Annotated in this window: 12 protein-coding genes; 3 read left to right on the top strand and 9 right to left on the bottom strand. The window is 59.2% G+C overall.

What is annotated here, in order from left to right; translation table 11 throughout:
* Window position 1: 1 nt before the first annotated feature.
* A complete protein-coding gene (drmC, locus tag WBN73_RS04610; RefSeq protein ID WP_337339468.1) occupies window positions 2-802 on the top strand; it encodes a DISARM system phospholipase D-like protein DrmC in 801 nt (266 codons plus the stop codon).
* A gap of 209 nt (window positions 803-1,011) precedes the next feature.
* Window positions 1,012-1,992: a reverse transcriptase family protein gene (locus WBN73_RS21420; protein WP_443193460.1), complete on the top strand. Its 981-nt coding sequence runs from the start codon at window positions 1,012-1,014 to the stop codon at window positions 1,990-1,992.
* Window positions 1,993-2,108: 116 nt separating this feature from the next.
* Here WBN73_RS21420 and WBN73_RS04605 read toward each other — a convergent pair whose 3' ends face one another.
* From WBN73_RS04605 to WBN73_RS04570, 8 genes are all read right to left on the bottom strand, one after another.
* The gene (locus WBN73_RS04605; protein WP_337339469.1) at window positions 2,109-2,714 is read right to left on the bottom strand and encodes an SHOCT domain-containing protein; all 606 of its coding nucleotides are present in this window, start codon (window positions 2,712-2,714) and stop codon (window positions 2,109-2,111) included.
* Between the two features lie 1,319 nt (window positions 2,715-4,033).
* Complete coding sequence (locus WBN73_RS04600; RefSeq protein ID WP_337339470.1) at window positions 4,034-4,828, bottom strand: hypothetical protein; 795 nt, start codon at window positions 4,826-4,828, stop codon at window positions 4,034-4,036.
* A gap of 146 nt (window positions 4,829-4,974) precedes the next feature.
* On the bottom strand, window positions 4,975-5,184 hold the full coding sequence (locus tag WBN73_RS04595) for a type II toxin -antitoxin system TacA 1-like antitoxin (protein WP_337681302.1): 210 nt from the start codon (window positions 5,182-5,184) through the stop codon (window positions 4,975-4,977).
* A 100-nt stretch (window positions 5,185-5,284) separates the two neighbouring features.
* On the bottom strand, window positions 5,285-6,535 hold the full coding sequence (locus WBN73_RS04590; RefSeq protein WP_337339471.1) for a Wadjet anti-phage system protein JetD domain-containing protein: 1,251 nt from the start codon (window positions 6,533-6,535) through the stop codon (window positions 5,285-5,287).
* A complete protein-coding gene (locus WBN73_RS04585) occupies window positions 6,525-9,347 on the bottom strand; it encodes an ATP-binding protein (RefSeq protein ID WP_337339472.1) in 2,823 nt (940 codons plus the stop codon). The genes WBN73_RS04590 and WBN73_RS04585 overlap by 11 nt, the downstream gene beginning before the upstream one ends.
* 29 nt (window positions 9,348-9,376) lie before the next feature.
* Window positions 9,377-9,934: an ATP-binding protein gene (locus tag WBN73_RS04580; protein WP_337339473.1), complete on the bottom strand. Its 558-nt coding sequence runs from the start codon at window positions 9,932-9,934 to the stop codon at window positions 9,377-9,379.
* A gap of 2 nt (window positions 9,935-9,936) precedes the next feature.
* Complete coding sequence (locus WBN73_RS04575) at window positions 9,937-10,527, bottom strand: DUF4194 domain-containing protein (protein ID WP_337339474.1); 591 nt, start codon at window positions 10,525-10,527, stop codon at window positions 9,937-9,939.
* The gene (locus WBN73_RS04570) at window positions 10,524-12,017 is read right to left on the bottom strand and encodes a DUF3375 domain-containing protein (RefSeq protein ID WP_337681301.1); all 1,494 of its coding nucleotides are present in this window, start codon (window positions 12,015-12,017) and stop codon (window positions 10,524-10,526) included. The genes WBN73_RS04575 and WBN73_RS04570 overlap by 4 nt, the downstream gene beginning before the upstream one ends.
* A 141-nt stretch (window positions 12,018-12,158) precedes the next feature.
* On the opposite strand from WBN73_RS04570, the gene WBN73_RS04565 reads away from it, so the two are divergent.
* Window positions 12,159-12,359 carry a hypothetical protein gene (locus tag WBN73_RS04565; protein WP_337339476.1) on the top strand — a complete coding sequence of 67 codons (201 nt, stop codon included), beginning with the start codon at window positions 12,159-12,161 and terminating at the stop codon, window positions 12,357-12,359.
* A 19-nt stretch (window positions 12,360-12,378) separates the two neighbouring features.
* Here the strand turns inward: WBN73_RS04565 and WBN73_RS04560 are convergent, their stop codons facing one another.
* Window positions 12,379-13,623 carry a flavin-containing monooxygenase gene (locus WBN73_RS04560; RefSeq protein WP_337339477.1) on the bottom strand — a complete coding sequence of 415 codons (1,245 nt, stop codon included), beginning with the start codon at window positions 13,621-13,623 and terminating at the stop codon, window positions 12,379-12,381.
* Between the last annotated feature and the right edge of the window lie 72 nt (window positions 13,624-13,695).

Below are 13,695 nucleotides of genomic sequence, written 5' to 3'. Positions count from 1 at the left end.
CATGGCATCGGCTGCCGTCGAGGCTTACGCGGAGCTTGGCAGAATTCTGGTATTAGGCGAACTGAAGAAAATGATCGCGGCCTTTGAAATGGGGCAAAGTTGCAAAATGGCTGCCAGACAGTTGTCAGGAAACAAAGCTCAAATCGTCAATGACCTCCTGAGTGCAGCGGGCCTGGATGATCTCCCTCCGCAACTTCGTTCGGGTATGTTTCGGGCACTTCAAGCTGCGAGGCAAGACGCCCAAGCTGAGATTGAAACGGTGTGGACGATGCCGGCTGCCACTCGGGTCGCCGGACTAAGAACTTCCGCGATGTTTCACGAGATTGCCAAAGCCAAAGAAGCCGTACTTGCTTCGACTTTCAATATTCAGCTGGGGAGCCCGATGATGCGAGCACTTCGGGATGCTGCAGTCCGTGGAGTCGCAGTGACTCTCATGGCGACGCCGGGAGGAGACCAGTACGGGCCATCCAACGGCGCCGTGAGCCTAGCCATTCAGATCAGTCACGAGATCCCCGGGTGCAAGCTGCTAACTCTTGGCAAAGCAGTGGACGGTTCCTACCAAGTGCTCCATTCAAAGTTTGTCGTCGTGGATACCAAGTGGGCTTTCGTGGGTAGTGCCAACTTCAGTGAGGCTGCCTCTTCAAAAAATGTCGAGTTGGGTCTTCAGGTCCACTCAGCGACTCTGGCGAGAAAGATAACCAGGGACGTTCAGGCTTTCGAGACGCAGGGAGTGCTAGTCCATGCTTCAGACCTTGCGCGCAACATGGCAGCTGGATTTGACTCAAAGAATGTCGCCGGATAAATTGCGCTGAGAGCAGGACCGCCGATGTCTAGCTGGGCCCACTCATCATTCCGGAATGGTTGGTGAAGCCCTATCTGCGCATCGCGAAGCGCGGGCCCACCCAATTGGGTGGGCTTTGATTGATGTTGATTACCTCGTACTGGTTTACATGATGTAGACGTCGGCGGTTCTGCTCCCTTGCAGGCCAAGTGAAATGAGGAACAGACGGCGTGCCAAAGGGAATATTTGTACCCAAACGCCCTATCAATGACCTGGAACATGTTGCGAAGGCAACTGGGGTGGGGCTCGAGTTTCTAGAGCATGTAACTAAAAGGCTAGTCGACCCATACGTCGAATTTTCGCTGGCCAAGTCCGACGGGTCGCGTAGGAAGATTTCCGCGCCGGCGCCCGAACTTGCAAAGGCTCAGCGTTGGATCTTGGACTATGCACTCGCGGAATCTAGGCCCGGACATAGCAGCTTCGCGTATCAGCGGGGCCTCTCTGCGAGGGACTGTGCAGAGGTTCATGCTGGAGCAAGTTGGCTCATCAAGCTCGACCTCAAGGACTTCTTCGGCTCTGTGGACGAGCGGCGCGTAACCAAGATCTTCCGAATGACCACAACGGGTGAATCCACTTCGACGCAATTAGCGAAGCTGTGCACAAGAATCCCTGGCTCACGACAAAGTAATGCAAGGGTGCTTGGGAGCCTGCCTCAAGGAGGACCTTGCAGTGGGATGCTCGCCAATTTAGTGGCAGGAAATCTCGACCAGAGTCTGGGTCGTTTGGCTTCGAGAAGGAATCTCAAGTTCACACGCTATTCCGACGACCTGACGTTCTCTTCCAAGGATACCTTCCGCAGGTCGACGGCGATCGAGATAGTGCGCGAGGCTCGGGGCCGTATAGCCATGAATAACTTTGTTGTGAACGAAAAGAAGACTCGAATTAGTCCGCCTGGTACGCGGCTGACTGTTATGGGTCTATTGGTCGATAGAGAGCGCCCGCGGCTTCTTCCGGACTTCAGGAAGCGGCTCCAGTGGCATGTCTATGGTGTCGAGCGATTCGGTCTGCGAAGCTACGCATCCTCGAAGGGACTCGAGGACACAAGTGAGTACCTGCAGCATGTTGAGGGACTTCTGGCGCACGCCGTCAATGTTGACCCTGATTGGGGGAAGCCCCTGCAGGAATCATGGAGATCGGTCCTTCAAGTTTAGTGAGGGACATTTGCTCGCGAGGATAGATGCCGAGTGCCAGGCGAAAGTCTAGTCGCGGTTCGTAAGCGTATTGACGACTTGGAGCACGTGATGAAAAGAAAAATGCGGAGTAGGTCCTATCTTCCGAGAATGCGGGCCTTCTCTTGGTCGAATTCAGCCTGTGTGAGAACGCCGGAGTCGCGCAGTTGACCGAGCTTGGTGAGCTGCTCCAGACGAGACTCGCCGGGTCCGTCAGAGACTGAAGGTTCTATTTCCTTGCCAGCTTCCGTAGCTCGCATCATTGCGGTGATGAGTGAGCTCCACGTACGGGCTTCTTGATTCGCTCGCTCGTGGTAAACGCTTCCTCGGGGTGCAGCCGCGGTCAAAAAATCTATGTCGATGACTGGTTTTGTTGAATCCTCAAGTTCAATCCTGAGCGTCACACGCCGGACCACGTCCTCGGAATGTTGCCGAGCGCCAAGCCCTCCGATAATCGCTCCGGCCTGTCCGGCTACTTTGTGGCCGACATAGGCGGCCCCGATCTGACGACCGCGGTTCGCGTGAGTAATGGAACGTTGGTCCTCGTAAACCGTCACCGACATAATTTTCCTACCATCAACAAACTTCGCTGAATAGTCCGGTCCTTCCGCGTATGCCAGTTGATTTGAGGCCGGATCCAAGGCGATCGCCAACAAGGAATCAGCGTGCCATCGCTTCTTCGTAAACCCGGTCTGGGTCTCCATAACCGCATCGAAGGCGCTTAGCGCATCATTTCGTTCGGAAAGGGACCTGGAGCGCGCTCGCGCTTGTCTGACTCTGAACACCACGAATGCAGCAAAGATAAGGAGGAGTATGGTCAATTCCACGTGGAGGCTCCAGTTCGTGCGGCGTTATTTCTGCGAGGATCAGCTGCATTATTTCACGTGTCTGCGTGTGCAGGTGCACAATGCGCCCGCCTTTGGACCGAGGATGGACAAGGTCTCAGTGTTCCGTCCTGATGCTCGACGCCAGCGCATATCGACCACCTGCACGCATCATTCCTTCCCGTGGCTTTGCCTCGTGAACCGGCGCTCCGGATCACGAGGACGGTCATCTCATGTCGTCTAAGCACCCAAACGATGCCCCGGCGACAACAACTAATAGTCGAAGGCATTGGCGCATCCAGTAGGTCCGCCGCAACGTGGAACGAAATGATTAACCCGCTTTCATGACGCGACGTTAGCAGTAAAGCACTCCGCTCATGGTTGTGGTTGGGCAGAGAAAAATCAGGACGTGGCGGCCCTCCCAGCGATGTATCTGGCGTCGAGGCCCGCTCCACCGACCATCGCTGAATATCGCCGCGTCAGACAAGGCAGGCCCACTACGTGTATTCCGGGGATTTCGTTGACGCCTCGCGTGTGCTTCGGGTAGCCCCATAGGTCCACGAGCGGCCTGTCCGCGAACCGGAAATCGAGTTTGCACCCGGTCACCCACAGGACGGAAGTGATGTCCGCTTCAGCCAGGTTCATATGATCCGAATCTGAAGGTATGCATTCATCCGCCAGCGGAGTTTTCTCTCCGGGTGCTTCGAACCCTTCGCCGCAATGTACGCTTCAACCGCTTTTCCTAAGCGCTTCGCGAAGGTCAACTCGACTGTCGCCAAACTATAGGCCAGGTCGTCGCATAAGGTGATGACGCCGGCGTCGACTGCGTCAAGGTGGCCGTGCAGGCGAAAGCGTCTCCGGACGAGCTCGCGGAGGTGGATGCTGTGGCCGTCGCCGGTGCCCGATGGCAACGGGTTGGGCGCGAAGCGTAAGGGGGGGAGGGAACGACTCGGTGGTGCGGGCATGGACGCCATAGTCGTGGGCGTTACGAGGGATTCGCATCGATGATCACGGTATCTGGGCAGATTCCACGGCATGGATTACGCTCGGAGGCGGTGACTGAGGTGGGCCCTACAGCAATAGCGAGTGTTGCGGGAAGGAAAGCGCTAATAGACGTCTGTCTCTCGAGTTCAGGGATTGATTCGAGCCTGGTGCCCTAGATCATTCGCGGTTCCCTTCATAAATGCCGAGGCACCCGACTATTTGAGTACTTCTCCGTAAATGACTTCAGTCTCCTGCGCCCGATGTCCAGGTTTAGTTAGCTCCAAACTGGCGAGGTGCTTCTGCAACCGGTTCGACATTGGGAAGAATGTGCCCAAAGTGAGGCCGCCCGAGAGCAGCGCACCGACAACCGGGATGGCCTTTGCTACCCCAGTGGCAAATAGCTTCTTGGTCATGCTGACGCCGAGGTATCCTGCGACCCTCTTCACGATTGGATAGATGACGCCTTGAGTGAGTGCCTTCTGGGGCAGCTTCTTCGCGACATTGGCGGCGACCATGCCGGCGACCTTGGAGACTCCGCTTTGGGCGATCTGCACGCCGAACATCACACCGACGAAAAGGACCAGCATGCTTTCTGTCGCCTCGTCGATCTCTTCGCCTTCTTCGGCGAAGAGATCGGGCCAGCTGTAGATGTAAGCCAGCTTCTGGGAAATGCGTAACATGTGGCCAAGGTATTGGAGCATGTCACCTGGAACAGTGCCGAGCATAAACAGGCCACCAGGGATTCCTGACAGGGCCGAGAGGCCGGTGACTTTGCTTGTCTCGTACTTGATGGAGCTATTTGCAACTTCGGTTATGACTTTGAGCGGGATTCCGGCGGCCGCGGGACTCTCTGCAATAGCCCGCTGGATCTGATCCTCCGTGCAATGACGCTTGAGAGCAGTCCTGAGATATGCAGCTCTGTTGATTCGCACGCCCGGTAACTTTGCCGCAGCGTCCAGCACCTGGGTGAAATTCGAGCCGAGGTTCTCCACCTCTTGGGATTCAGTCATGTGTAGATCGTATCTGTGACTTCCCACCTGAGCGGCGATTTATGCAGGTCGCCTGACCAGGCTGTCACAATCAGTGAAGCAAATCTTGGAACCGTGGTCGTTGGGCGGTCGAACCTGGTGAGGGTTAGTGCAGTTTCTTAGTTTCGTCATCGACGGATATGCCGCGAAAGCATGGACAGCGTCTTCAGCTCGGACGACTCGTCCGGCACGTTCAGGGAAGCCATCATCGCGTCGAAAATCTCCGGGGCCATAAGGGTGGTGTCCGCGCGTGCAAGCACTCGTTTGGCGGCTTGCCGCGCAGCGTCGGTGATAAACGCCGTTTTGGAGACGTGCAGCAACTCCGCAGCCCCTGAGATCAGCAGGTCTGTGGTTTAGTCGATGCGTAGTTCCAGTCGCTGGGTGTTTCTTTTGGTCATGATGTTTACCTCCTTGGTTTGGGACGGTATCTGTGGGGCGCTACCTCCCAAGCCTTTCCGTTGCCCACCCCCACCCAATCAGTTCCTGCTCCAGCCGCACCCGATTCCCATAGGAGCCGGACTGCAGGCCCTCGTACACCCGGGCCTCCTCAGCAGTGAGCCGGCCAAGTACCGCCCGGGAAGGCGTGGATTCCACGCCCCAAACTTCGCGATGTGCCAACAGCGTCGCCTCGTCCATCAGCACGCTCGTCACCTGCGGATGCACTGACCGGAGCTGATCAAGGATGCCGAAGCCGTGCGTGTCCAGGTCGCCCCAGTAGAGGACTTCGCAGTCCCGTAACCAGGCGGCGTCCCGGAGCGCTGAGAAGCCGTAACCCTTACCGAAGATCGCCACGGTGCCGGCACGTTCCGGGAGGGTGAGGAAGTTCACGAGGTTCTCGGTGATGATCGCTCGCCTGACGGGCAGCTGGAGGGATCGAAAGGCCGAAGCCGCAACGGTCAAATCTCTGGCGTCTCCGAGCAAGGGAATAACAGGGTCCAGCATTCGGAAACGTACCTGCTCCGGCGGATGAAGGAAGCCATGACGCGAGGCGAAACGTGCGGCCGGGGTCCGGGCAGCTTGAGCACCAAGTAATCCCTCGTCGGCATCCGCGGGAATCGGCACTTCTGCCAGATCATCCAAAGGACCAGCTGCCTGCGACCCCACCAGCACAGCCACCATCTCATCAATGGTTCTCCGGTGGGTCTCGATGAACTTCGTGTGCACGCCAGGAATGCTCAACTGTCGCACGAAAAAGCCAGGAGAAGGATGCCCCCTAAGCCACAACGCCACACGCGCAGCCGTCAGCGCGGCGTCCCCCAGCTCAATGAGGGGTTTCGGCCGCCGCGCAGCCCACTCCCGCAGCGAAGGGTCAAGCTCAGCCAGGGAACCAGCCAAAACCAGGAACCGCGCCAGCTCCCGTCCTTTTCCCACAAAGGCCGCTTCATCGGCAGCCGACGCGAACACGGCCACAGCGGGAAGCTGATTGGAACCGATCGTGGTGCGGCCAACGTCGACCGTCTCCAAGCTGTACGGCCCAGCGGCGGCGAACAGTTCGGCCGCCCATTCGCGGGCAGCCGCGTAATCATCCCGAAGCTCGGTCGCGGAAGGCCGCTTCAAGACCCGTCGCCGCGGATAAACCCCGGATGGTTCCAGAGCCTCGCGCATCACCTGGCCACGGTCCCACGCCGTCGCTGACAAAGAGCGAAGCACACCCAGGGACGTCCAGCCAGCAGCAGACTTACCCCGCACGCTTCTCCCGTTCCTCGCGATACTCGGTGATGGTCATGTTGCGCAACTGGGAGTCATTGCCGTTGGTGTTCGCTACAAAGCCCACGTGTGCCACAAAAGGCTCGATGACGTTGATCTTCTGCAAGGGCGTGACGATCAGCAATTGAAGCTTCATCCGCTGGAACAGCTCCATCCCATACCGTGCAGATTCGTCTGAGCCGCGACCGAACGCTTCATCGATCACCACAAAGCGGAAGCTTCGCCTCTTGCCGGAACCAGCCCGCGAGCCGCCGCGCGCAGTACCCAGCCCAAACTGGAACGCCAAGGCAGCGGCCAGAATGGTGTACGCGAGCTTCTCCTTTTGGCCACCGGATTTGCCGCCGGAATCGGTAAAGTGCTCAAACTCCTCACCGGTCTCCGTCCAGCGTTCCGAGGCCGAGAAATTGAACCAGTTCCGCACGTCCGTGACCTTGGACGTCCAGCGCTCATCTATGGTGGTCAGCCCTTCGCGGCCCCGGAAGCGCTCGATCAGCCGCTCAACCTGCAGGTATTTCTGCTCCGAGTACTGCTCGTCGTCAACAATGGTTCCTTCGGAGCAGGCCCGCAGCTCCACGCCGAACTCCCGCACATCCTGGTCCGTAGTGTTCTGGTGTTCCAGCTGGATGTGCCGCCCGGGGTTGTATTCGATCTCCGCCAAGGACTGGTTGATCTCGCCGATCCTGCTCACAATATTCTGGCGTCGGCCATCCAGGAACGCGTTGAACGCCACCACCTCGTGAATGGTGTTCTGTGTCAACGAGTCCTTGAACCGCGCCTCGAACCTGGGCAAGTCATCGCGCTCAAGCTGCTCCAGAAGACGGTTGAACTCGTCCGCAGCTTCCATGGTCGCATCAATTTCCGTGGTCTCATTCCGGTAGTTGTTGCGGAAGTTGGCCATGAGCCCGATGGTTGACGCGGCGGCGGTCGCTATCCGCTTGGTCAGCGCATCAATCCTCGACGTCAAGCCAGAACGAACCGAGCTTTCCATGGACACCGTGTTCCGATACGTCAGTTCCTTTTCCCCGAGCGACTCGGCGGTGAGCCGGCTTACGGCAGCCAGCACGTCGGCGTCGTGCGTTAGCGGCTGTTCCTGGAGAGTCGCCCGGCATTCTTCGATCGATACCGCGATGTCCCGGGAGTCCTTGCCATTGGCCCCGATGCGTTCGTGCACCCTGTCCGACTTATCGTGCAACTTGCCGATGCTCGCGACGAGGACAGACTCTTTGGCCGTCAGCTGCTGCAACACACTGCTCGCGGACTGGAGTTCCGTCTTCTCCTCTTTGAGTTCCTGGATCCTCCGGGCAGTGACCTGCCAGCTGATCTCCGAAAACTCGGCCACCGAACTAACGGTGCCCAACAGTTGCCGCAAACGCCCCACATCATCGAGGGCCGCGTCAACCTTCGCCAGCTGCGTGCTGACGCTGCGGTGTTTGCCATCCACTTCGTCTCGTTCGGCGCGGAATCGAACAATCTTGTCATGGTTGTCCCAGCCCAAAACGAAGGACCGGCGGTCCGTGAGGCCCCTCCGGTCATCCTTCTCATGCCGACCCCGCGGGCCCTTAAGCTGGCCGTTGACCGTCAGCGCCTGCGGGTACCGGCGGAAGTCCTCCATGGTGTCGCAGCAGACGTAATCAAAGCGAGAGCTGAGCTCATCCAGCAGGAAGTCCCGGAACGGCGTCCCCTGCTTGATCGCGATCTTGGCACCGAGCGTCCCGGCTGAAGGTGGGCGTGACGAATAGGAATCCCCGACCTTCCGGTACACCAGCCTGCCCTTAAGGTCATTCGCGTCCACCCACGAACTCACCGCCGCGTAGTGCTCTGCAGACACCAACAGGGACAGCGCGAATGATTTGAGCGTCCGCTCCGCTGCCCCTTCCCATTCGGCCTCGCCATCGCGGACGCGCAGCAGTTCAGCCGCATAGGGGAGTGCAGACTCAGGGATGCCGGTGCCCTGGCAGATCCGCGCGCGCAGCTCCAACTCGCGACGCTCCAGCAGGGTTGGCCGCGAGCTCAGGCTCAGCAGCTCGGCGTCGATGTCGTCCCTGCGACCCGCAAACTGCCGCAGCTCCGCGTCCAAGTCCGTCCGACGGTCCTGAAGCTCCGCCGCCTTGGCCGAGAGGTTCCCTTCCACGTCCGACAGCCGGGCCCGGTTCGAGTCAAACAGCACCCGGTCCTCGGGTACATTCAAACCAAGCTCGACGACGGCGGCTGAGTACTGCTCAAAACGGTTGCGTTGGGTTCGGGCTGCCTCATCAAGCTGGGCCACCTCAGCATCAATGGCCGACAGCCTGCCGCCACCGTTGGTGCGAATGTCCTCTTGTATGGTTGCAAGCTCGTGGCGAAGACGGGCGATGTCCGAAGCCAAGTGCGTGCTGTCTTCCCGGAGTTTCTGTCCGGTCCGCTCCAGCTCGCCTTGGTGTTCCAGGCTGAGCCTGAGCTGCTGATCGGTGAACCACGGATGCAACTGATCCCGATGTTCGCGGGTCTGACTTTCCTCAGTGCTGAGGTTCCGGTGTGTGGCGGCCCCGGATCGGATCGGCTTCAACAGCTCAATTTGGTCTTTGGCCCGCACCACGGCTTCGTGCGCCTTCTTCAGGTCATCAAAGTGGTGGATGAGGTTCTTGATCCTCGACTCGACGTCATCGTCCTCCAACATATTGGCGCGGACGAAGTGGGTGATGTTCTCAACCTGCTTCATAGAGACAGTGCGGTGGAACAGGTCCATAGCCTGGTTGCCACTGATGCCAAAGTTCCGTTTAAAGGCTGCGGCGTAGGGATCAAAGGAGTCTTCCACCTTTACGCCTTCTGCCCTAAGCCTCTTCTTCAGCTTTGCAGGACCTTCCCGAAGTTGGAGAAATCCTCGGCGATGGATTGCTCTTTCTCGGCCAAAGAATAGAAACGCGGAGGGGTGCCGGCTTCCTGCATGGTCCAGAGAGTGACACCAAGCGTGATGGTCTTATCCAGGTCCACGTTGTGGAAAATTCCAAGGACAACCGTCAGCGTGCCGGGAGCGCGCAGCGCGACAGGCTTCGAGTACTCGCCGCCTGTGCTGCGGGTGCTCTTGTGATACCCGCGAACGTAGGACATCAGTGTCCGCTCGCGCTTCTGGGCGCCGGCTGCCTTGTTGTATTCGATCCTGTTGGCGGGAAGCAACAGGGTGGTAATCGCATCAACCACAGTGGACTTCCCTGAGCCGATATCACCGGTCAGCAAGCTGTTAGCGCCATCCAAACGGAACGTGCGCACACCGCCATGGAACGTGCCCCAATTGAGCAGCTCCAAACGCTGGAGTCGGAAACCGGGCGGCAGGCCGTCGTCGTCCGCTTGTGCCTCAGCTAGCTCGTCCAAGCTGAAGTGGCTGTCTTGAAGTTCAGTGGTCATGGTCACTTGCTTCCGGTGAGAGAGTCACGATAGTCAGCCAGCCGCGCGTCGAACTCTTCCAACCACTGGGCATCGACATACGCCTTCAAGATACGCGCCACTTCATAGCTTGCAGCCTCGCCGCGAAGCTTCCTGAGGAAGCCGAGCTCCACCACCTTCTTGATGTTGGCGCCCAGCCGGTCCAGAATGCGGGCCTCGTTGCTGGAATCCGGAAGAAAGACCGAGACCATGTCCCTTAGTTCGTCCTCGGTCATGATGAGGCGGAGTTCGCTGCTGTTGGTATCGAACTCCAGGAGGCGCTTCCGAAGGAGGGCAAGCATTAGGCTCACATCAAAGGTGAGTTGGCGGCGTGGAATCAGCCGGGGGAGGGTGCCATCGGGATCGTCCTGAGACCTCAGGAACGCATAGCCTTCGGACTCGTCCAAGGTTAGGTTGAGCCCCAAAACCTGCACATAATCCCTCACTTGAGGGGTCAGCGTGAGCAGCGACTGCCAAATCTTCTCGTCACTTTCCGCGTACACCACGCCCTTGAAAAGCTTGGTAACCACCATGGGAAGTTCGTCAGGCGTATTCGTTTCGACTGGGATGCTCATGCTGGCCTCACAAAAATGATCTGCTCAATGGTCGCTTCGCGGATGGCACCGTCCGGCGTCTCCCACGAGAGGTTCTGGGTAATGTCCTGGTTGATGGTGGCCCAGTCCGACTCTGCCGCCACCTGGTAATACGCCACGAGCTCTGCGAGCCCTTGCGTCAACGGGTATGCGTCCGTAACGTCCGCGAGGCTCGCTTGGTCAGCGTCCTCCAGGACGGAATCGATGTTGGACCTCAGGCGCGCGCTGTCCACATGGAACTGACTGAACAGGGCGCTCGCATCCACATTCCCATCATCAGCGGCGGATACCTGGTCCATCACCGATACCCTGCCACCCGGCTCATAGAGAGGCCGCTCGAACGGCAATGCGATGTCCACTGTTGGGGCGTCGATTTCCATGAAAATGCCCGACGGCGGCTGGTCGCGTGAGTCGAGAGCGCTCGTCTCGACGCCTCGGATCAGTTGCATGATGCGTTTGTTCTCCAGGAAGACCTTGTCATCCAGAAGCCGGCGCATCTGCTGCGATAGCTGCCGAACGGTGCCCTGCGTCTGCTCGACAGCCGGCAGCCAGTCCTGGTGCAGGTTGGTGATGGTGTGCAGGTTATCGACGCGGGCCAAGGCATCGATCTGAGTTGCCCGCTGCAGAAGATCGTTGAGCTCGTTTCTCAACTGAGGGGACATGAGGTAGTCCCAAAAGCCTTGGAATGTGCGGCCCTGCAGGGAGCTGCCGATGTCCTGCTGGTTGGCGAAGATGGTGTCCAGCAGCTCGCCTTGGCTGCCGTCCCACGTGGCGATCTGTTCGCGCACTTGGCGGTCCAGTCTCCTGAAGTTCTGTTCTACCTCTCGGAAGTCGGAGAGCAGATCCTTAGCTAAAGCCGTTAGCTGCTGGAAGTGGTCCAGAGCTTCCGGAGCGCTCATGACCTTGACATTGCCGTCGCGGATCTGTTGCATCTCTGCGTCGATCGTGTCCCGTTGTTTTTGGAGTTCAGTCAGCCGGACATCGGGGTCTGTCTCCGACTGTTGAACCAACGTTTTGAGGACGGTGAAAATGCTGGTCAGCCGCGACTGGGTTGCCACAAACTCACGGCCCCTCAGGCTTTCGACCCAGCGCACCACGTCCTCAGCCGCCGCGGTGAGGTCATAGTGCGGTTCGTCCTCGCCCGGTACGTAATACTTGCGAAGCCAGGCGCGTTCCGGAGCTGCCCAGTCATCCAGGTACTCCGACGCGCTGCGCGGGAACTTGTCTTCCCCCTGGGAATCCCGAACACCGAAAAGGACGTCATCCAAGGTATCGATCAACCGCTGGCGGCCCACATTGCGCGTGTTGGGATCGGTAAAGGCGGACATGAAGAAGTGCAGAGCCAGTGGCGCGTTTTGAGCGCGAACCAGTGCCCAACCTGCGTGGTTCTCCCGGAGGGAGTTGATGGCGTAGAAGTCCACTTGATCCCTGCTGTCAGTATCTGTGCGCTGTGTGCGCCTCTCCTGATTCAACAGGCTAAGGCAGATCTACGACAGTTTGATGTCCGCCAGGTCCCATCGCCCGGATTCCGTGGAGGGGCAGAGCGTTCTCATGGCTCACTTACTCGAGGCGTTAGGCTTCTTGGACAACGTCGTAGGGGGACGATTTTGAAAATGACTACTGCACGTAAGATCCGAGTTCTGAATATTGCGGCAACAGTCCTGCTGCTGACCGTTTTGACTCTGCAGTTCACAAAAGTAATCGACGGCTTCTGGACTATGACGCTGCTCGTGCTTATCGGGGCCCCGACGACGGTTGCTTGGGTGATTCTTGAGAGACGACAGGGCGCGGAAAAGATGCGTGACCGGGCCTAGTCTGCTCAAGGCGCGACGCTCAGTCCCCGGCAACCCGTCCTGCTACGTACTCCGCGTCCAGCCCAACCCCGCCAACGATCGCTGAGTAGTGCCGGGTTAGCCACGGCAATCCGACGACATAAAGGCCGGGGATCTCAGTAACGCCTTGCGAATGACGTGGGTAGCCCCACTCATCGACCAGCGGTAGGTCGACGAAGCGGAAGTCGAGCTTGAAGCCGGTTGCCCACAAAACGGACGTGATGTCCGAATCGACGAGGTTCAGCTCAACCTGATCGAGGGGGAGCCAACTATCTGGCGGCGGGGGAGGCTGCTTCGGGGCATCGATCCCTGCCGCCGCGATGTAAGCATCAATTGCCTTTCCCGAGCGTTGCGCGAAGATCGACTCAACTGTGCCCAGCCGCTCAGGGAGGTCATCGCTGAAGGTGATGTCGCCGTCGTCGATTGTTTCCAGGTGGCCGTGAAGGTGCATGCCGCGGCGGGCGAGTTCGCGGAGGTGGATGCTGTGGCCGCCGTCGGTACCCGAGAGCAGCGGGTTGGGCGCGAAGCGCAGCGCGGGGGAGGGGAGCGCCTCGTTGGTGAGGGCGTTGACGCCGTAGTCGGGGCCGTGTTTGCCGGTTTCGAGCATCCAATAGATGAGGTCTTGGCCTCGGTATCGGCGGGGCGCTTCGGGGACGAGTGAGACTGAGAGGTGGATGTCGCGGCCGGCGGCGTGGAGTTCCTCGGCGATCTGGCCACCTGACTGGCCCGTTCCGACGATCAGCACTGCGCCGTCTGGGAGCTGCTCCGGATTGCGGTAATCATGGGTGTGGAGCTGGGTCACGCCGCCAGGGAGCTTGGCGGCCAAGGCTGGGATCTTGGGAACTTGGTAGGCGCCCGTTGCCAGAACAACGCTTCGTGCACGCAGGCTCCCGAGCGACGTTTCAAGGTGGAAGCCGCCATCCGGTGCCGCGGCTAGTCGGGTGACGTCGACGCCCGTGTGGACTGGAGCGGCGATGAGCTCGGCGTACCGCCTGAAGAGGTTCACCGCTGCGTCCCGGGCGATGAACGCGTCCCGGTCGTCGCCGTCGTACGGCATCCCAGGGAGGTCCAGCGCAAGGTTCGGGGTGTTCATGTAAAAGCCGTCCCAGCGGTCCTGGAATGCTCCGCCGAGTGAATCGCGCCGTTCCAGGATCTGATGCTCGACGCCGAGTTGCGTCAGCCAGTAGCTCGTCGTGAGGCCGGCTTGGCCCGCGCCGATGATGACCGTGTCAGATGTCGGTCCCATGAGGTGGAGTTTACGCTTGGCAATGCCTCCAGAGTAGGCGGATCAGGAGTGGGATCCGGGACCAATTTGCTG

Source organism: Paenarthrobacter sp. CCNWLY172, assembly GCF_037402035.1.
Classification (GTDB): Bacteria; Actinomycetota; Actinomycetes; order Actinomycetales; family Micrococcaceae; genus Arthrobacter.
This window is presented reverse-complemented; position numbering and strand designations above follow the sequence as displayed.

Bases quoted from the DNA above. Each gene is read 5' to 3' on its own strand.
- WBN73_RS04565 (WP_337339476.1), top strand. From the start codon at position 12,159: ATGACTACTGCACGTAAGATCCGAGTTCTGAATATTGCGGCAACAGTC.
- WBN73_RS04575 (WP_337339474.1), bottom strand. From the start codon at position 10,527: ATGAGCATCCCAGTCGAAACGAATACGCCTGACGAACTTCCCATGGTG.
- WBN73_RS04605 (WP_337339469.1), bottom strand. From the start codon at position 2,714: ATGGAGACCCAGACCGGGTTTACGAAGAAGCGATGGCACGCTGATTCC.
- WBN73_RS04600 (WP_337339470.1), bottom strand. From the start codon at position 4,828: ATGACTGAATCCCAAGAGGTGGAGAACCTCGGCTCGAATTTCACCCAG.
- drmC (WP_337339468.1), top strand. From the start codon at position 2: ATGGCATCGGCTGCCGTCGAGGCTTACGCGGAGCTTGGCAGAATTCTG.
- WBN73_RS04580 (WP_337339473.1), bottom strand. From the start codon at position 9,934: ATGACCACTGAACTTCAAGACAGCCACTTCAGCTTGGACGAGCTAGCT.
- WBN73_RS04560 (WP_337339477.1), bottom strand. From the start codon at position 13,623: ATGGGACCGACATCTGACACGGTCATCATCGGCGCGGGCCAAGCCGGC.